At 57.5% G+C, this 16,818-nt stretch carries 19 protein-coding genes; 9 read left to right on the top strand and 10 right to left on the bottom strand.

The window, feature by feature from the left end; translation table 11 throughout:
* Positions 1-29 precede the first annotated feature (29 nt).
* Positions 30-2,489, bottom strand: coding sequence for an autotransporter (locus tag ICA16_RS03375; protein WP_210699924.1), 2,460 nt, complete (start codon positions 2,487-2,489; stop codon positions 30-32).
* Between the two features lie 187 nt (positions 2,490-2,676).
* Between ICA16_RS03375 and acuI the strand changes: the two genes are divergently transcribed.
* A complete protein-coding gene (gene acuI / locus ICA16_RS03380) occupies positions 2,677-3,660 on the top strand; it encodes an acrylyl-CoA reductase (NADPH) (RefSeq protein WP_210699925.1) in 984 nt (327 codons plus the stop codon).
* A gap of 14 nt (positions 3,661-3,674) precedes the next feature.
* On the opposite strand, the gene ada is transcribed toward acuI, so the two are convergent.
* From ada to ICA16_RS03400, 4 genes are all read right to left on the bottom strand, one after another.
* Entirely contained in the window at positions 3,675-4,742 is a 1,068-nt protein-coding gene (ada, locus tag ICA16_RS03385) for a bifunctional DNA-binding transcriptional regulator/O6-methylguanine-DNA methyltransferase Ada (protein WP_210552836.1), read from the bottom strand.
* Between the two features lie 87 nt (positions 4,743-4,829).
* Complete coding sequence (gene alkB / locus ICA16_RS03390) at positions 4,830-5,495, bottom strand: DNA oxidative demethylase AlkB (RefSeq protein ID WP_210699926.1); 666 nt, start codon at positions 5,493-5,495, stop codon at positions 4,830-4,832.
* Positions 5,496-5,536: 41 nt separating this feature from the next.
* Positions 5,537-5,713: a hypothetical protein gene (locus tag ICA16_RS03395; RefSeq protein ID WP_191626414.1), complete on the bottom strand. Its 177-nt coding sequence runs from the start codon at positions 5,711-5,713 to the stop codon at positions 5,537-5,539.
* Positions 5,714-5,741: 28 nt separating this feature from the next.
* Entirely contained in the window at positions 5,742-6,044 is a 303-nt protein-coding gene (locus ICA16_RS03400) for a DUF1883 domain-containing protein (protein ID WP_042559354.1), read from the bottom strand.
* A 210-nt stretch (positions 6,045-6,254) separates the two neighbouring features.
* On the opposite strand from ICA16_RS03400, the gene ICA16_RS03405 reads away from it, so the two are divergent.
* Entirely contained in the window at positions 6,255-6,611 is a 357-nt protein-coding gene (locus ICA16_RS03405) for a hypothetical protein (RefSeq protein ID WP_150602363.1), read from the top strand.
* Between the two features lie 71 nt (positions 6,612-6,682).
* On the top strand, positions 6,683-6,913 hold the full coding sequence (locus tag ICA16_RS03410) for a hypothetical protein (protein ID WP_150602362.1): 231 nt from the start codon (positions 6,683-6,685) through the stop codon (positions 6,911-6,913).
* A 3-nt stretch (positions 6,914-6,916) separates the two neighbouring features.
* On the opposite strand, the gene ICA16_RS03415 is transcribed toward ICA16_RS03410, so the two are convergent.
* Entirely contained in the window at positions 6,917-7,204 is a 288-nt protein-coding gene (locus ICA16_RS03415) for a hypothetical protein (protein ID WP_080896026.1), read from the bottom strand.
* A gap of 149 nt (positions 7,205-7,353) precedes the next feature.
* Entirely contained in the window at positions 7,354-7,539 is a 186-nt protein-coding gene (locus ICA16_RS03420; RefSeq protein WP_007912238.1) for a hypothetical protein, read from the bottom strand.
* 258 nt (positions 7,540-7,797) lie between these two features.
* Here ICA16_RS03420 and galU point away from each other — a divergent pair, with 258 nt between their 5' ends.
* Together galU and gorA are read left to right on the top strand one after the other, a co-directional pair.
* Positions 7,798-8,637, top strand: a complete 840-nt coding sequence (gene galU / locus ICA16_RS03425; RefSeq protein ID WP_150591994.1) for a UTP--glucose-1-phosphate uridylyltransferase GalU — start codon at positions 7,798-7,800, stop codon at positions 8,635-8,637.
* Positions 8,638-8,766: 129 nt separating this feature from the next.
* A complete protein-coding gene (gene gorA / locus ICA16_RS03430; protein WP_150602360.1) occupies positions 8,767-10,125 on the top strand; it encodes a glutathione-disulfide reductase in 1,359 nt (452 codons plus the stop codon).
* Here the strand turns inward: gorA and ICA16_RS03435 are convergent.
* A complete protein-coding gene (locus tag ICA16_RS03435; RefSeq protein WP_210699927.1) occupies positions 10,122-11,138 on the bottom strand; it encodes a DNA-binding protein in 1,017 nt (338 codons plus the stop codon). The two genes, gorA and ICA16_RS03435, sit on opposite strands and share 4 nt — an antisense overlap.
* Positions 11,139-11,314: 176 nt before the next feature.
* Between ICA16_RS03435 and ICA16_RS03440 the strand changes: the two genes are divergently transcribed.
* From ICA16_RS03440 to ahpF, 3 genes are all read left to right on the top strand, one after another.
* Positions 11,315-12,253 (top strand): site-specific integrase, encoded by a 939-nt coding sequence (locus ICA16_RS03440; RefSeq protein WP_210699928.1) that lies wholly within the window; start codon positions 11,315-11,317, stop codon positions 12,251-12,253.
* Between the two features lie 138 nt (positions 12,254-12,391).
* On the top strand, positions 12,392-12,955 hold the full coding sequence (ahpC, locus tag ICA16_RS03445; RefSeq protein ID WP_007958941.1) for an alkyl hydroperoxide reductase subunit C: 564 nt from the start codon (positions 12,392-12,394) through the stop codon (positions 12,953-12,955).
* A gap of 129 nt (positions 12,956-13,084) precedes the next feature.
* Positions 13,085-14,647: an alkyl hydroperoxide reductase subunit F gene (gene ahpF, locus ICA16_RS03450; protein WP_210699929.1), complete on the top strand. Its 1,563-nt coding sequence runs from the start codon at positions 13,085-13,087 to the stop codon at positions 14,645-14,647.
* Between the two features lie 228 nt (positions 14,648-14,875).
* Here ahpF and gloA read toward each other — a convergent pair whose 3' ends face one another.
* Complete coding sequence (gloA, locus tag ICA16_RS03455; RefSeq protein ID WP_150603794.1) at positions 14,876-15,397, bottom strand: lactoylglutathione lyase; 522 nt, start codon at positions 15,395-15,397, stop codon at positions 14,876-14,878.
* A 138-nt stretch (positions 15,398-15,535) separates the two neighbouring features.
* Here gloA and ICA16_RS03460 point away from each other — a divergent pair, with 138 nt between their 5' ends.
* Positions 15,536-16,054, top strand: coding sequence for a DUF4946 domain-containing protein (locus tag ICA16_RS03460; protein WP_210699930.1), 519 nt, complete (start codon positions 15,536-15,538; stop codon positions 16,052-16,054).
* Between the two features lie 214 nt (positions 16,055-16,268).
* Here the strand turns inward: ICA16_RS03460 and ICA16_RS03465 are convergent, their stop codons facing one another.
* Positions 16,269-16,634: a histone-like nucleoid-structuring protein, MvaT/MvaU family gene (locus ICA16_RS03465; RefSeq protein ID WP_150603796.1), complete on the bottom strand. Its 366-nt coding sequence runs from the start codon at positions 16,632-16,634 to the stop codon at positions 16,269-16,271.
* Between the last annotated feature and the right edge of the window lie 184 nt (positions 16,635-16,818).

Consider the following 16,818-nt stretch of genomic DNA (forward strand, 5'->3'; position numbering starts at 1 on the left):
AAATTGTGAACATCGCCTGACGCAGGTTCTCAGCGTCGATGAAATCCGCCGCCACCACCGCCTCCTCCTCCTCCATAGGAGCGGTTCATGTTTCGTGAGGAGTTTTGAAAATTATGGGTGCGCTGATTGCCCAGGTTGCGCGCGGCGGATTCACGGTTGAGGTTTTGCAATTGGGCGTTGTTATTGATCGGAGTTGGGCGGTTTGCCCCGCCCTTGACCACGGATTGCCAGCCATCATCGGTCTTCTTGTAGACATTGCCATCGCGGCCGGCATACACGTTGTCGCCTACGCGTGCGGCGCCGGCGTTTTTTCCGCGAACACTGCCGTATTGGGTGGTATTACCGGTATTGGGGTTATATGCCGCGCCGCGACTGGCTGTGACTTGAGTGCCGTTGCGCGTATTGCCGGCGGTGACCTTCTGGCCGGCGATCGCGCCACCGTTCGGTCCCGTCGCCACACCACTGCGTCCGGCCGCATAGTTACCGGTATAGACATTGTGCACGGCACCGCGTTGGCCTGCTGCCGCAACGCCTGTGCGCGAGTTATACGAAGAGCCAACCTGACCCGCCCAGCGATTGCCGGTCCAGGCGTTGTAACCGGCACCAGCGCGGCTGACCGTCGCCCGGTCACCCCATTGATGATAGATGTTGCCCGTGGTGCCGGCCCATCCACCCGGTCCCCAGGCCACGGCACCGCCGCGATATCCGTAGGCTGCGCCACCCCACGCCAGCGGTGCCGGATACAAGCGCGGCCCCCAGGCGTAACCCCAACCATAATTACCCCACCACGGATATGCACCCCAGCCCCAACCCATGGCGACGGTACTGCTGCCCCAACTCCAGCCGAAACCGAAACCGAAGGTCCAGCCAGTCCAGGGCGTGTAACGGATGGCGACGCCGAACCCATAAGTCACTGGCGGCCCGTACCAGACGCTGCCAACCCACGGCGTGTATGGGTAACCGGTGCCGTAAACCACCACGCCGGTGGCGGGATCTAGATTGGAACCCTGATAACCCGGTGTATAGCCGACCACCACGGTATCGCCGCTGGCCTCATAGACTTTGACGTAAGTCAGATAGTGCATGGGCGAGCTGGGTGGGATTGAGTAGATCACCGCCGGCACAGAACTGGCCACGATCCACGGGCCATTCACTGTGGTGGCGGTAAACCAGATACCGTTTTCCACCGCATACCAACTGTTGTTGTCGACCCGGATGATCGGCGTTGCACTGTTGACCACATACTGCAGCGGAGTGCTGTTGATGGCTTTGAGTTGTGGTTCGCCATCGAACTGCGGCGAGGTCATTTTCACCGCGCTTTTCTTGATTGCCGAGGTCTGCGGGATGGTCGCAGCAATCGCGGCTTCCTTGGCTTGTGGCGTGCCGGCGACCGAGGCTTTGACGTTTTCTTTCGGGCTGTCGTCGGGGATATTGGCGAAGTCTGCCGGCAACTGGTCCGCTGATGTAAACGTCCATGGGCCGTTCATGTCACCGGCGCGGAACCAGCGACCGGAAATCAGCACGTAACTGTTCTGATCACCGATCTCCTTGAAGATGTGCCCGGTGGTATTGGTCACGTATAAAAGCCGAGTTCCCTCAATCGGCAGCCACTGTGGCGCTCCATCGGTGACAAGCAGCTCGGTGGGCGTAGTGGCGACAAAGATTTTTGGCTGCGGCGGCTTGGCCAGGCTGGGAACCTTGTCTTTCGGGTCACTCTGCCCTGTCAACAGATCCACCTGGCGACTGGCGATTGCGGCCTGCTTGGCTTTTTCCAGTTCGGCGGGCGGCGTGGGCAGACGGGTGTAATCGCCGTTGAGCTGGTCAGCAACCATCCAGCCATCGAAGACATGCAGGTAATGTTTGTCCTGCGCATCCTTCAGCAGCAGAGGTCGGGTGTTGATCACCCGTTGCAGCGCTGTGCTCTCAACCGGACGATAGGCTGCATCGCCGTCGATGTAGACAAGCATCGCCGGGACGTCGGAGCTGATGATCGCGGGCGGAGTGTTTTCCAGAGGCGCGTTGTCAGCTTTCTGCTCTGCCGATAGCACCCCGACGGCGGCCTCGAGTTGATCCAGTGAAATGGTTTTTTTCCGGCTCTCGGCGTCTTTTTCCAGCACCGCCAGCCATTTGTCAGCCTGAGCGGCATCAGCGGGGAAGTCGGCTTTGATGATTTTGTATTGATCGAGTGCAACCCAGCGCGTGGCCTTGTCGACCAGCGTATGGGCACTGAACTGAACGATGCCGTAAGTGGTTTTTCCATCGGCGCCGGTGGCTTCAACGGCAGCGCGGGCATTGAGGGTGTAGCCGTCCCAACTGTCGAGTTGCGGCTGATATACGGTCAGTTTGGCCTTCTCGCTGGTGATGACTTGCGGCCATGATGGCTCACTGGGTGCCGGCTCGCCGGGCTTGGTGGCCGGCGCCGCCCATGCATTATTAAAGGCCAGCAGACACAGCATCAGCATCACTGAAAAAGAACGCGGGTAAGACATGGTTCGCTCCTTCGACTGGCCGTTTTCCGAGGAATAACAGCGAAAGCACCACCGTCGAAAAAGCATAGTCGGCCACCATGGAAATACCCGGCCGATTCGCGGATTGGCTGAAAGTCGAGTGTGGCAACGTGTTGCGATGTGATATTTGAAAGCCATGACCCCTGAAACCCATCCATGAGACGCCATCATGTTCAACGGTATTTTGATCAATAAAGACGACAGCGGTTATCGCGCCAACCTTCAACAGATCAACGAAGACCAGTTGCCCGAGGGCGACGTGACCGTGGCCGTTGCGTACAGCACGTTGAATTTCAAGGATGGCTTGGCGATTACGGGCAGCAGCCCGGTGGTGCGCAAGTTCCCCTTGGTGCCGGGGATCGATCTGGCAGGCACCGTCGAGGTCAGCTCACATCCCGATTACAAAGTGGGCGATCAGGTGCTGCTCAATGGCTGGGGCGTGGGCGAGAGCCATTGGGGCGGCCTGGCGCAAAAGGCCCGGCTCAACGGCGACTGGCTGATTCCTTTGCCAAAAGCGTTTACCGCTGCTCAGGCAATGGCGATCGGCACGGCGGGTTACACCGCAATGTTGTGCATTTTGGCGCTTGAGCGTAATGGCGTGACGCCTGCGCAGGGCGAGGTGCTTGTGACTGGGGCTAATGGCGGCGTGGGCAGTTTTGCCATCGCGCTGCTGAGCAAGCTTGGCTATCGGGTTGTGGCGTCCACGGGCAGGGTGTCCGAGCATGAATATCTCAAGCAATTGGGCGCGACTGAAATCATCGACCGCGCGACTCTGTCCGAACCGGGCAAGCCGCTGGCCAAGGAGCGTTGGGCAGCGGTAATCGATTCGGTCGGCAGTCACACGCTGGCGAATGCCTGCGCCAGTACGCGTGCTGAAGGCACCGTCGCCGCGTGCGGTCTGGCCCAGGGGATGGATTTCCCTGCCTCGGTGGCGCCGTTTATTTTGCGTGGCGTCACCCTGGCCGGCATCAACAGCGTGACTCAGCCAAAGGCGCGCCGCGTGGAGGCATGGGGTCGACTGGCGCAGGATCTGGACTTCGCCTTACTGCCATTGATCAGCCATGAAATAGCTCTAGGCGACGTTATCGATGCCGCGCCGAAACTGCTCGCAGGGCAGCTTCGCGGACGCGTTGTGGTGGACGTCAATCGCTGAAGAATCATGCAGCTTCAGGGCTGCGTTTCACGCTCCAGCAGTTGCCGTTTACGCTCCACACCCCAGCGATAACCGGAAAGATTGCCATCGCTGCGCACCACGCGATGGCAAGGAATCGCGACGGCCAACCGATTGGCACCGCATGCCTGAGCCACGGCGCGCATGGATGTCGGTGCGCCGATGCGTTGGGCAATGTCGGCGTAGCTGGCGGTGCTGCCAACCGGGATTTCCCGTAGCGCCTGCCAAACGCGCTCCTGAAATGCCGTGCCCCGCACGTCCAGCGGTAGCTCGAGGCCAATGGCCGGGGCTTCGATAAAGCCGACGACTTTGGCGATCAATTGCTCAAACTCCGCATCGGCGCCAATCAGATTGGCTTTGCGGAACTGGTCCTGCAGATCACACACCAGTTGGTGAGGATCGTCGCCCAACAAAATCGCGCAAACTCCGCGCTCGCTTTGCGCCACCAGAATCGCCCCGAGCGAGCATTGTCCGACGGCAAAACGAATGTCGTTGTTTTGCCCGGCGGCGCGGTAGTCACCGGGTTTCATTCCCAGCAGGTGATCGGCGCTTTCATAGAAACGACTGTTGGAATTGAAACCTGCGTCATACAACGCGTCGGTCACTGAGCCGCCGTCTGCCAGGCGTTCACGCACGCGGCGCGAGCGGTGGGCGCTGGCGTAACCCTTGGGGGTCAATCCTGTCGCGGCTTTAAACACGCGGTGAAAATGAAACGGGCTCAGACCGGCCGTTGCAGCAAGTTCATTGAGCGCGGGCAAAGTGTCGGCGGACTCGATCTGCCGGCATGCTACCGCCACAACCGCGGCGTGTTGCGCGAGCACATCGCTCTGATCCTTGCTGGCCCTTTTGCTCGGCCGGTAGCCGGCGGCTTCAGCCTCAAGCGCCGTATCGAAAAACTCCACATTCTGCGGTTTCGGCAAGCGCGCAAGACTGCTTGGGCGACAGTAGATGCCGGTGGTTTTCACCGCATAGACAAACGTCCCGTCCGCCCGCGCATCCCGCGCAACAACAGCGGCCCAGCGTGGATCGTCTTCAATGTCGAGCGTGGTCGAAAACGTTTTCATGATGGCTAATCCGTTGACCTGTTTGATTCAGGTTAACCAGCGTTGGTGAACACAACACTCCGGGCCTTGCGGTCAAACTTTCAAGGGTCATCCGGCAATACGAAAAGTCAGATTGATGCGTTGTTCACCAAGCTGCGGATGCTGCCCTTGCTTGATCGGTAAAACACCGTGGAACCGCAAGCGATCGACACCGCCCCAAACCACCATGTCGCCATGCAGCAGGGGAATCCGCTGGCTCTTGTCACCACGAGCGAAACCGCCAAACAGAAACATTGCCGGCAAGCCCAGCGACAGCGAAACGATCGGTGCAGCGTAGGCGTTTTCGTCTTTGTCCTGATGCAATGACATCTTGGCGCCGGGCATATAGCGGTTGATCAAGCAGGAGTCGGCTTTGAAATCAGAAAAACCGGCCTCCTGCGCCGCGGCCTCTGCCAGATCGGCAAATACCGGCGGCAGCTCCGGCCAGGGCAAACCGCTGAGAGGATCGACCCTTGAGTAACGATAGCCGCTGCGATCAGTGATCCAGCCCAGTTGCCCGCAACTGCTGGTGCCCACCGACATGCTGAAACCGCCCGGCGTGACCATGTGGCGCAGTGGGGCAGCGAGCAGGACGGCGTCCAGCGCCGGTAGCAATTGATCGGTCAGCCGCAAGGCGAATCCGCGCAGTACCCACGATTGCTCACCGATCTGTTCGGCGCGGGGTTGCGGCGCGGGTTCGTGGTCAGCGAACAGATCGAAAGTGTGCGGTTGCATGGCGATCACCAAAACCTTGCGGCAGTCATTCTGTCGGTGCGTTACAGCGCCTTGCTGACGGCGATATCGCTGATCACATCTTCAGTCTGCCCGTGGATTGCGTCGAGAGCAGCCTTGGCTTCTTCCTCGGTGCCGTTTTCCAGTTGCGCGAACTCGAAACGGCGCTCGCCGTTGAGCTTGTACTTGATGACGTATTTGGTCGTTTGGGCCACGGTCATGAATACCTGTCTGTGTGGGCGGGGCGGCTCAGCTGAGTTTGGAGCTGGAGCGGCGGATGATCTTGATCGAATGCGTCAGCGTCGGTTTGCGTGTAACGCTGATTGCCCGGGTGGTGACGGTGTCGATGGTGATGTTCCAGAAACCGGTGCTCGGCGCGGTGATGCGGGCCGGGAACGTGTCGAAAGCGCCGCCGTGGTAGGAGTGACGACCGCCATTTTTGAAGCTGCGGAAGTTGGCGTCGCTCATCAAACGGATGTTGCAGGTTTGCGAGCATTGGATGACGACGATGTCGTCTTCGTTGAGGTGTTCGCGCTGGTGAATGAATTTCATGGGCGCCTCCAGAAGGGCTTTTTCTACAAAATCAAAACGATAGCTTGTAATTGGGCGCAGTTTATCAGCCTGCACGGGTTATTATCTGGCCGTCGGGCGTTGGTTTGACAATTTTGAACAGATATTCGCGATTGGATGCGGGTTAAATGCAGAAGGCCCCGGAGAAAAACGGCATATGTGCTGTCGGACGGTCTTTAACGGAGGTTTTTTATGAAGTGGGGTGTGGTGTGTCTGCCGTTGGTTTTGGCTATGGGTGGTTGTGCGAACGTTTCCGAAATCAATGAAACGCTACCGACCGTGAGCGTAATTTCCGGCAAGAAGCCCCATGAGTATGCGCAGTGCCTGACCGAAAAACTGGCGGACAGCCGCGGCGCGCTGCAGATACAGCCGCAAAAGGAGGGGGTTCGCGTGATTGTTCCGGGCAAACTGTCCTCTGGCCCCGCCGCCGTGTTTGATATCGAAGATCGCTCCGGCGGTAGCAGTATCAAGCTGCATGAGCGCATGTCGAATGTGCCGGTGCGCCCACGTGATGTGCGTAACGCGGCCAACGCCTGTATTTCCGGCTGATAGACTATTGGTCATCAGCATCAATGCCGTCACAGTCATGCTGTGACGGCATTTTCATTTCTGGAGTCGCGATGAAGCGAGAGCAAGTGCGGGAACGCCATGCAGAGGGCCTGATCTCTGCCACACATGTCATTCAGAACCCGGCAAATTCCGGGGAATGGATCGTATTTTTCAAGAAAAGCGCCGGGCGCAGTTATTTCCTGGTGGACGATAACGACGAAGTCGAGTCTTTCAATCGGCTCGACGATCTGATCGAAGTCGTACGCGGACTCGGGATCAAGTTCGCGGAAATTCACATGTAGAGTCTATTTGCAGACCACTACCACGCTGCGGTTTTTGTAGTTGCCGACATCGACGCCCAAAGTTTTTTCGCTTTCCTTCGGCGCCGGTGTGCCGTCAGTGCCGACGATGCGGTAGCCCGTGCCTGCGCAGGAGGCGTCAGCCTTTTCATAGCAGGTGGCCCAGGAATTGGCTTCACCGGAGCAGTCGATGGTCAGCCCCTGTTCGCCGTTGTTCAGGGTGGTCGGTTGGGATGTGGCGCAGCCGCTCAATACCAGTACCGCGATCAGTGGCAAAAATCTGTTCATGTTCATAGTTGTGTCGTCTTCAGCGGTGGGGGACTAGACGCTCTGACAGCGCCGGTATGAAAAGGTTATAGCGATTGGCCACTTGTTTTCGACGGTCGTGTGTCAGGCACAAAAAAGCCCTGCTCACGGCAGGGCTTGCGGCGCTTCGCAGCAGATCAGTCCTGATCTTTGCCGCGGCGCTTTGCCGACGCAGGGGTGTCAGTGAATACCGACGCTACATCAGTCGCCATCTGCTCGCTGTCGAAAGGCCCGGCAATGTGTTCGCCATTGGTCGTGGTGAGCGTCCACTTTCCGTCTTTCTTGTCGATTACATACCCGTTGATGATTTTTACGGCGGCCATCTAATCTGTCTCGTTCGCTGATTCAAAGTCGCCATGATACCGGCAAAATGTTCACAATGGGGGCGATGAGCGTATGGTAATCCAGCTCGTCGGTCACTTTGAGCTACGCTGAGCGATGGTCTGCAGATGCCGATGGAACTATCGGCGAGAATATTTCTCTATGTTGGCATCGGTTAGCCAGTGCGGGGCATTGTAAGGTGCACGCCGCCTGATTAGACTGCGCCGAAACTCGTACACACAGCCTTTTCAAGGACTTATATGATCAAGAAATGCTTGTTCCCAGCAGCCGGTTACGGTACTCGCTTCCTGCCAGCGACTAAAGCCATGCCTAAAGAAATGCTGCCGGTGGTAAACAAGCCACTGATCCAGTACGGCGTTGAAGAAGCTCTGGACGCTGGCCTGACTGAAATCTCGATTGTTACCGGTCGTGGCAAGCGCGCCCTGGAAGACCACTTCGACATCAGCTACGAGCTGGAAAACCAGATCAAAGGCACCGACAAGGAAAAATACCTGGTCGGCATCCGCAAACTGCTGGACGAATGCTCGTTCTCCTACACCCGTCAGACTGAAATGAAAGGCCTGGGCCACGCCATCCTGACGGGGCGCCCACTGATCGGTGACGAACCGTTCGCCGTGGTACTGGCGGATGACCTGTGCGTCAACCTCGAAGGCGACGGCGTACTGACCCAGATGGTCAAGCTGTACAAGCAGTTCCGCTGCTCGATCGTGGCCATTCAGGAAGTCGATCCGCAAGAAACTCACAAGTACGGCGTAATTGCCGGTGAGATGATTCGCGACGACATCTACCGCGTTCACAGCATGGTCGAGAAGCCAAAGCCGGAAGATGCGCCATCGAACCTGGCAATCATCGGTCGCTACATCCTGACTCCGGACATTTTTGACCTGCTTGAGCAGACCGAGCCAGGCAAGGGCGGCGAAATCCAGATCACTGACGCCCTGATGAAACAAGCCCAGAACGGCTGCGTAATGGCCTATAAGTTCAAGGGCAAGCGTTTCGACTGCGGTGGCGCTGAAGGCTACATCGACGCGACCAACTTCTGCTTCGAGAACTTCTACAAGACTGGCAAGGCTTACTAAGAGCGCTTGATTCGTCTGTACGAGAAAGCCACCTTCGGGTGGCTTTTTCATTTTCAGCCCTCATATGGATGGCAGTGCTTGCCCAATGGATGTCTGCAGGTATGCTGATCGCCTGCCGAGGAGATAGAGATGGCCTACGATTTTGACCTTTATGTGATTGGTGCCGGTTCCGGCGGTGTGCGGGCTGCGCGGTTTGCTGCTGGTTTCGGCGCGAAAGTAGCGGTGGCTGAAAGCCGTTATCTGGGCGGGACCTGCGTCAACGTGGGTTGCGTGCCGAAGAAGCTGCTGGTTTACGGCGCGCATTTCGCCGAAGACTTCGAGCAGGCGTCCGGTTTCGGCTGGAGTCTGGGTGAGGCGAATTTCGATTGGGCGACGCTGATCGCCAACAAGGATCGCGAGATCAATCGCCTCAATGGCATTTATCGCAATCTGCTGGTGAACAGCGGCGTGACCCTGCACGAAGCGCACGCGAAGATCGTTGGTCCGCATGAAGTCGAGGTCAACGGTGAGCGTTTCACCGCGAAAAATATCCTGATCGCTACCGGTGGCTGGCCGCAGATTCCAGAGGTTCCGGGGCATGAACATGCGATCGGTTCCAATGAGGCGTTTTTCCTCAAAGAACTGCCCAAGCGCGTATTGGTGGTGGGTGGTGGTTATATCGCGGTCGAGTTTGCCGGAATCTTCCACGGCCTAGGCGCCAACACCACATTGCTGTATCGCGGCGATCTGTTCCTGCGCGGCTTTGATGGTTCGGTGCGCAAGCACTTGCAAGAAGAGCTGACCAAGCGCGGCATGGATCTGCAATTCAACGCCGACATTGCACGCATCGACAAGCAGGCGGACGGTAGTTTGAAAGCCACGCTCAAGGATGGTCGAGTGCTGGAGGCTGATTGCATTTTCTACGCGACCGGTCGCCGTCCGATGCTGGACAACCTGGGGCTGGAAAACACCGATGTCCAGCTCACCGACAAAGGTTTCATCAAGGTCGATGAGCAATACCAGACCACGGAACCTTCGATTCTGGCGTTGGGCGATGTAATTGGTCGTGTGCAACTGACGCCTGTGGCATTGGCCGAGGGCATGGCGGTGGCGCGGCGTCTGTTCAAGCCGGAGCAATACCGTCCGGTGGATTACAAGATGATCGCGACGGCAGTGTTCAGCCTGCCGAACATCGGCACGGTCGGTTTGACCGAAGAAGAGGCGCGCGAAGCGGGTCACGACGTGGTGATCTTCGAGAGCCGTTTCCGGCCGATGAAGCTGACCCTGACTGAGTGTCAGGAGAAAACGCTGATGAAGCTGGTGGTCGACGGCAAGACTGACAAGGTTCTTGGCTGCCACATGGTCGGTCCGGACGCGGGCGAGATCGTCCAGGGCCTCGCGATTGCGCTGAAGGCTGGCGCAACCAAGCGCGACTTCGACGACACAATCGGGGTGCACCCGACGGCCGCCGAAGAGTTTGTCACCATGCGTACACCGGTCGGCGCTTAAGCGTCTTTCGCTTTGGCCGAGTCTGGCGCTGCCGCAACGGTAGCCGCCAGACGCAGGCTGTCTTCCAGACTCGCTTGAGCCTTGGTCAATTCCTTTTCCAGTGACTGATTCAGCAGCGTCTGCTCTTCGACGCTCTGCTTGAGTGTCTGGCTTTCCAGTGTTGCCACGCGCAGACGTTCCTGGAGGAGGGTGCGCTCGCTGTCGACGCGGGTGGCTTGCTCCAGCAATTGATCCTGGCGCTGGTTGCTCTGCTTGAGCTGATCTTGCATCAGGCTGAGTTCGCGTTGAGTGCCGCGGTTCTCGGTGAGCAAGCGTTCGTTGTCACGATGCAGTTGGGTAATTTCATCCTGGCGTACCAGCGCGCTTTGCTGCGCCTGACGCAACTCCGCCTGAATCTGCTGCACCTGGCCCTCGTGGCGGCTCTGCTCCTGCTCGCGCTGTTCCTTGGTGGCGTTGCGGTAGTGCTCCAGTGCATCGCGGGCATGCAGGTGCTTTTCTTCCAGCGAGCGGATCTGCTCGTCCTTGTCCTGCAAGCGCAATTCAAAGTCGGCCAACGCCTGATTCAGCCCGGCATTGCGGGTTTGCTCGGTTTGCAGCATCGAGCGGGTGTTGCCCAGCGCTTCCGATTCGCGCTCCAGTGCCGCGCCTTGAATCTCGTGCTGGTGCTCCAGTTGCTCGAGAGCGTGGCGAACCTGTTTCAGTTCGGATTCGAGTGCCTCGCGTTGCTCCTCAAACTGCTCGCGAGCCTGTTCGATGGGTTCTTGCGCCTGCTCTTTAAGGCGCTGAGCAAGGCGCGAAACCAGTGCGGTCAGCTCGTCATCAATAGGCTCTGCCGACGCTTCGATTGGCTGAGCGCCGTCATCCAGCTCTTTCAGATAACGATGGATCGTGGTTTTCGAGCCGGTATTGCCCATTTCAATGCGTACTGCATCGATGCTCGGGTGTTCGCCGCGGGCCAGGATCGCTGTGCGCGCGATCTGAACCAGTGCTTTGGTAATGCCGCCACGGGCCATGTGAACTCCTACGTTTACGTACTGTGGTACATGCCACTAAAGTACGCAGTGTACCATGCTTAAAATAAAGTTAAATCTTTGATATTTAAGAGGCGGGATATACTGGTATTACCCAGTGTCAGACGGCAAAATGCGTTTCGATACCCTTGAATCAGTACGCCAGCGAGAAACAGCCCATGAGCGATCTGGATCGCTATCTGCAAGCCGCCACCCGTGACAACACCCGCCGCAGCTATCGCGCCGCCATCGAGCATTTCGAAATTACGTGGGGTGGGTTTCTACCGGCCACAGCCGACAGCGTTGCGCGGTATCTGGTCGAGCATGCGGGTGTGCTGGCGATCAATACGTTGAAGCTGCGTCTGTCGGCACTGGCGCAGTGGCACAACAGCCAGGGTTTTGCCGACCCGACGAAAGCCCCTGTGGTGCGCAAAGTGTTCAAAGGCATTCGGGCGCTGCATCCGGCGCAGGAAAAACAGGCCGAACCTTTGCAATTGCAGGATTTGCAGAGAGTCATCGACTGGCTGGAGCAAGAAGCTCAGGTTGCGAAGGCGCAGCAGGATCGTCCGTCATTGCTCAAGGCATATCGGGATCGCGCGCTGGTTCTGCTGGGCTTCTGGCGCGGCTTTCGCAGCGATGAGTTGTGCCGCTTGCAGATCGAGCATGTACAGGCGCACGCCGGCAGCGGCATCACTTTGTATCTGCCGCGCAGCAAGGGTGATCGGGAAAACCTTGGTCAGACGTATCAAACTCCGGCACTGCTCAAACTCTGTCCGGTGCAGGCTTATATCGACTGGATCAACGAGGCTGCGCTCGTGCGCGGCCCGGTATTTCGCAGCATCGACCGCTGGGGCAATTTGAACGAGGAGGGCCTGCACGCCAACAGCATCATCCCGTTATTGCGTCAGGCGCTGGAACGCGCCGGGATTGCCGCCGAACGCTACACCAGTCACTCATTGCGCCGCGGCTTTGCAACCTGGGCCCATCAAAGTGGCTGGGACCTTAAATCGTTGATGAGTTACGTCGGCTGGAAGGATATGAAGTCAGCCATGCGCTATGTTGAAGCCAGCCCATTCCAGGGGATGGCTCGGATTACGGATAAACCGGTTACGCCCTAGAGATCGTTTTCTTCTATTAATACAGTCAGCTAATAGCGAAAACAAATCAGCAGCATCAGGTTTGCCAATGAGCCATCCGTCGAGTGAGTGGGTAGGATTCACCCCATCAACTTCATAACCCCTGACGGAGAGTCATCAATGCCTATCATCAACAGCCAAGTAAAACCGTTCAAAGCTACCGCGTTCAAAAACGGCGACTTCGTTCAAGTCTCGGACGCTGACCTGAAAGGCAAGTGGTCGGTGGTGTTCTTCTACCCAGCCGACTTCACCTTCGTTTGCCCAACCGAGCTGGAAGACCTGGCTGACAACTACGCTGCTTTCCAGAAGCTGGGCGTAGAGATCTACAGTGTTTCCACCGACACCCACTTTGCTCACGCTGCCTGGCACAACACTTCGCCAGCCATCGGCAAAATCCAGTACACCATGATCGGCGACCCGACTCAGGTGATCTCCCGCAACTTCGACGTGCTGATTGAAGAAGCTGGCCTGGCTGACCGTGGCACCTTCGTGATCAACCCTGAAGGCCAGATCAAAATCGTTGAACTGAACGATGGCGGCGTTGGTCGTGACGCTTCCGAGCTGCTGCGCAAGATCAAGGCTGCTCAGTACGTTGCTGCTCACCCAGGCGAAGTTTGCCCAGCCAAGTGGAAAGAAGGCGAGGCTACTCTGGCTCCGTCCCTGGACCTGGTCGGCAAGATCTAAGTCCGTGACACGCAACTCAGGGCGGAACTCCGCACCTACTTAAGTTAGCTGCACCGCCCAATAAAACGCCCGGGCGAGATTCGCTCGGGCGTTTTTTATGTCTGAAACAAATCAAAGGAAATCGCCCGTATGTTGGACGCCAATCTTAAAGCCCAGTTGAAATCGTACCTGGAACGGGTCACCCAGCCGATCGAGATCGTTGCTTCCCTCGACGACGGTGCGAAATCCCGTGAAATGCTTGACCTGCTGAAAGACGTTGCCAGTCTTTCGAGCCAAATTACTTTGATCGACAGCGGTGACGATGCTCGCAAGCCATCGTTCTCGATCAACCGTCCGGGCGCCGACATCAGTCTGCGTTTCGCCGGTATCCCGATGGGCCACGAATTCACTTCGCTGGTACTGGCCCTGCTGCAAGTCGGTGGCCACCCGTCGAAAGCCAGTGTCGAAGTAATCGAGCAGATTCGTTCGCTCAAAGGCGAGTTCAGTTTCGAGACTTATTTCTCGCTGTCCTGCCAGAACTGCCCGGACGTCGTTCAGGCGCTGAACCTGATGGCCGTGCTTAACCCGAACATCCGCCACGTCGCCATCGACGGCGCGCTGTTCCAGGACGAAGTCAACGATCGCAAGATCATGGCCGTGCCGAGCATTTACCTGAATGGCGAAAACTTCGGCCAGGGCCGCATGGGCCTGGAAGAGATCCTCGCCAAACTCGACACCGGCGCCATCGAGCGTCAGGCCGAGAAAATCAGCGCCAAGGAAGCCTTTGACGTGCTGGTGGTCGGCGGTGGCCCGGCCGGTGCGTCGGCGGCAATTTATGCTGCACGCAAAGGCATCCGCACCGGTGTTGCTGCTGAGCGTTTCGGCGGTCAGGTGCTGGACACCATGGCCATCGAGAACTTCATTTCCGTGCAGGAAACCGAAGGGCCGAAACTGGCCACGGCGCTGGAAGAGCACGTCAAGCAGTACGACGTCGATATCATGAACCTGCAACGCGCTGACAAGCTGGTCCCGGGTAAAAACGGCGAGCTGCATGAAATCCGTTTCGCCAGCGGTGCGACCCTCAAAGCCAAGAGCGTGATTCTGGCGACCGGTGCGCGGTGGCGTGAAATGAATGTGCCGGGTGAGCAGGACTATCGCAACAAAGGCGTGGCGTACTGCCCACACTGCGATGGCCCGCTGTTCAAAGGCAAGCGTGTCGCGGTGATCGGCGGCGGTAACTCTGGCGTCGAAGCAGCCATCGACCTGGCGGGTATCGTGGCTCACGTGACGCTGCTGGAATTCGATGTGCAATTGCGAGCCGACGCCGTGTTGCAGCGCAAGCTGCACAGCCTGCCGAACGTTACCGTGATCACCAGTGCGCAAACCACTGAAGTCACCGGCGACGGCCAGAAGGTCAACGGCCTGCGCTACAAGGATCGCAACACTGATGAGTTGCGCACTGTCGAGCTGGAAGGGATTTTTGTGCAGATCGGTCTGCTGCCGAACACTGACTGGCTCAAAGGCACCATCGAGCTGTCGCCGCGTGGCGAAATCATCGTCGATAACCGTGGCGAGACGTCGATCCCGGGCATCTTCGCTGCAGGTGACGTGACCACTGTGCCGTACAAGCAGATCGTGATTGCAGTGGGCGAGGGCGCGAAGGCTTCGCTGAGCGCTTTCGATCACTTGATCCGAACTTCGGCTCCGGCGTAAAAGCCAGATCTGAAAAGACAAAACCCCATGAGCGATCATGGGGTTTTTTATTGTGCATGAAAATGCAGCCCCTCACCCCAGCCCTCTCCCGAGGGAGAGGGAGCCGATTTGTATGCTCTTCAAAATCTGAGTTCGACGCGATATCTCAGGTCGGCGTAGCTCTGAAAAACAACTCGGTCAGTTCCCTCTACCTCTGGGAGAGGGTTAGGGTGAGGGGCTTTTCGCCTTTCACATCGGCGCAGGCTGAATGATCTCGACCCAGTAACCATCCGGATCCTTGATGAACGCCAGGCTTTTCATGCGGCCATCGGTGAGGCGCTTCTGGAAATCACAGCCCAGCGCTTCAAAACGCTCACACGCTGCGACGATATCCGGCACCGAGATGCAGATGTGGCCGAAACCACGCGGATCAGTGTTGCCATTGTGATAGGCAAAATCAGCATCGTTTTCGGTGCCGTGGTTGTGGGTCAGTTCCAGAATGCCCGGGATCGACTTCATCCATTCGGTGCGAGCAGCGGCGTCGGCCGGGATCTGCGCCTTGTCGACCAGCGCCAGGAAATAAAGGCTGAATTCCGCTTCCGGGAAGTCGCGCTTTTCAACCAGCGAGAAACCCAGCACGCGGGTGTAGAAATCCAGGGACTTGGTGATGTCCTTTACGCGCAGCATGGTGTGGTTGAAAACGAAGTTGCGGGTTGCGCTGTCTGGCGTGGCAGTGACGCCGGGGAAAGTGTTCAGTTCGTGCAGGCTCATGGGCCCTCCAATAACTATGGGCGAGTGATGGGCGCAATGATACGCATGCCTGCCGGCATCGCCAAATGAAAGGGCAGGCTTGCCGTGCGCGCGGCCGGGGCTCAGACTTTGCGGCTCTATCTTCGAGTGCGCCCGGCAATGATCCGACTGTTTAAAACTCCGTTAGTTTTCTTAGGCTTGTTTCTGGCCGCCGCTACCGTGTTTGCCGAAGAGCCGAGCATCACCTGGCCCGCAGGCTGGGAGGTGGAGGCACTAGCCGATACGGCACCGCAGGTTTCTCGCCAGCGGGCGGTCAAGAACGATGCCGATGGCAATCAGGTGATGGTAATGGAGTTGACCATGACTCAGGTTGAAACGGGTCATCAAGTCAATTTGCAGGGTGTTTTGCTGGAAATGCGCAAGTCGATACAAAAGGACTTTTTCCGGGGTGGCTATCAGAGTGTCTGCAACAAGGTGCATCCAGCGACGCTCGGTTCTTTGTCTGCGCTGGAGACGGCTTGCACGGTGACCGAAAACGGTCGGCATGTGTTATCGCAAACACTGGTGGCGGCGGTCGCGACGGATAAGGCCTATGTACTTTCCTATGCTGGTCAGGCCGAGGCTTATAAGGCGAGCGCAGAAGAGATAGTCGCGGTCAGAAACAGCCTGAAACTTTAGGCTCTGTACTCTTCGCGTCGTGTTAGATGCCCAAAGGGATTAAGCACAAAGTTTAACGTTGGCGCCGCTCGCAACATGATGCCGCAGATTGTTTAGGTTTTTGACTCAGTAACGTTACACAAGAGTGGGAACTTGCTCGATGAAATTCATTTCATTTGTTAGATATTGTCAATAAAAAAGCCCTGCGTCATGCAGGGCTTTGGTGGGTGCCGGATTAACCGCGCAACCAGGAATCAACAGTGCCTGCACCGTACTGTTCCTTCCAGGCTTTCAGGCCGCGGTGGTTGCCGCCCTTGGTCTCGATCAGTTCGCCGGTGTGCGGATTCTGATAGACCTTGACCACGCGAGCGCGGCGGGTTTTTGGTGCTGCAGAGCTTTGCAGCGAGGATTTGGCCGGATTCGGATCGAGAATGGCGATGATGTCTTTAAGGCCCTTGCCGTAGTTTTTCATCAGCCCCTGGAGCTTTTCTTCGAATTCGATTTCTTTCTTGAGCCCGGCATCGTTCTTCAGCGATTCCAACTGCTTGAGCTGTTCCTGAAGGGCCTTTTCAGCTGCACGAAATTCAGCGAGTCTGGACAATATCTTTACTCCAATAGTGTATTTGGCTGATACCAACCGCAAACAAAGCTTAAAACTGGAGCCTTGTAGCGACTCGGTGATAAGTGGCTCGCCTGCCAATCTTTGCACAGGCAAGAAAAATTGTAGTTGTTAATGCGTCAGGAGTAAATCCTGATGTTGTCCTCATGTAACCGTAGTGGTCTTT

Origin of the sequence: Pseudomonas anatoliensis (assembly GCF_017976235.1) — a bacterium.
GTDB classification, from domain to species: domain Bacteria; phylum Pseudomonadota; class Gammaproteobacteria; order Pseudomonadales; family Pseudomonadaceae; genus Aquipseudomonas; species Aquipseudomonas anatoliensis.

Coding starts and splice junctions, on each gene's coding strand:
- ICA16_RS03375 (WP_210699924.1), bottom strand. CDS start 2,489: ATGTCTTACCCGCGTTCTTTTTCAGTGATGCTGATGCTGTGTCTGCTG.
- acuI (WP_210699925.1), top strand. CDS start 2,677: ATGTTCAACGGTATTTTGATCAATAAAGACGACAGCGGTTATCGCGCC.
- ada (WP_210552836.1), bottom strand. CDS start 4,742: ATGAAAACGTTTTCGACCACGCTCGACATTGAAGACGATCCACGCTGG.
- alkB (WP_210699926.1), bottom strand. CDS start 5,495: ATGCAACCGCACACTTTCGATCTGTTCGCTGACCACGAACCCGCGCCG.
- ICA16_RS03395 (WP_191626414.1), bottom strand. CDS start 5,713: ATGACCGTGGCCCAAACGACCAAATACGTCATCAAGTACAAGCTCAAC.
- ICA16_RS03400 (WP_042559354.1), bottom strand. CDS start 6,044: ATGAAATTCATTCACCAGCGCGAACACCTCAACGAAGACGACATCGTC.
- ICA16_RS03405 (WP_150602363.1), top strand. CDS start 6,255: ATGAAGTGGGGTGTGGTGTGTCTGCCGTTGGTTTTGGCTATGGGTGGT.
- ICA16_RS03410 (WP_150602362.1), top strand. CDS start 6,683: ATGAAGCGAGAGCAAGTGCGGGAACGCCATGCAGAGGGCCTGATCTCT.
- ICA16_RS03415 (WP_080896026.1), bottom strand. CDS start 7,204: ATGAACATGAACAGATTTTTGCCACTGATCGCGGTACTGGTATTGAGC.
- ICA16_RS03420 (WP_007912238.1), bottom strand. CDS start 7,539: ATGGCCGCCGTAAAAATCATCAACGGGTATGTAATCGACAAGAAAGAC.
- galU (WP_150591994.1), top strand. CDS start 7,798: ATGATCAAGAAATGCTTGTTCCCAGCAGCCGGTTACGGTACTCGCTTC.
- gorA (WP_150602360.1), top strand. CDS start 8,767: ATGGCCTACGATTTTGACCTTTATGTGATTGGTGCCGGTTCCGGCGGT.
- ICA16_RS03435 (WP_210699927.1), bottom strand. CDS start 11,138: ATGGCCCGTGGCGGCATTACCAAAGCACTGGTTCAGATCGCGCGCACA.
- ICA16_RS03440 (WP_210699928.1), top strand. CDS start 11,315: ATGAGCGATCTGGATCGCTATCTGCAAGCCGCCACCCGTGACAACACC.
- ahpC (WP_007958941.1), top strand. CDS start 12,392: ATGCCTATCATCAACAGCCAAGTAAAACCGTTCAAAGCTACCGCGTTC.
- ahpF (WP_210699929.1), top strand. CDS start 13,085: ATGTTGGACGCCAATCTTAAAGCCCAGTTGAAATCGTACCTGGAACGG.
- gloA (WP_150603794.1), bottom strand. CDS start 15,397: ATGAGCCTGCACGAACTGAACACTTTCCCCGGCGTCACTGCCACGCCA.
- ICA16_RS03460 (WP_210699930.1), top strand. CDS start 15,536: ATGATCCGACTGTTTAAAACTCCGTTAGTTTTCTTAGGCTTGTTTCTG.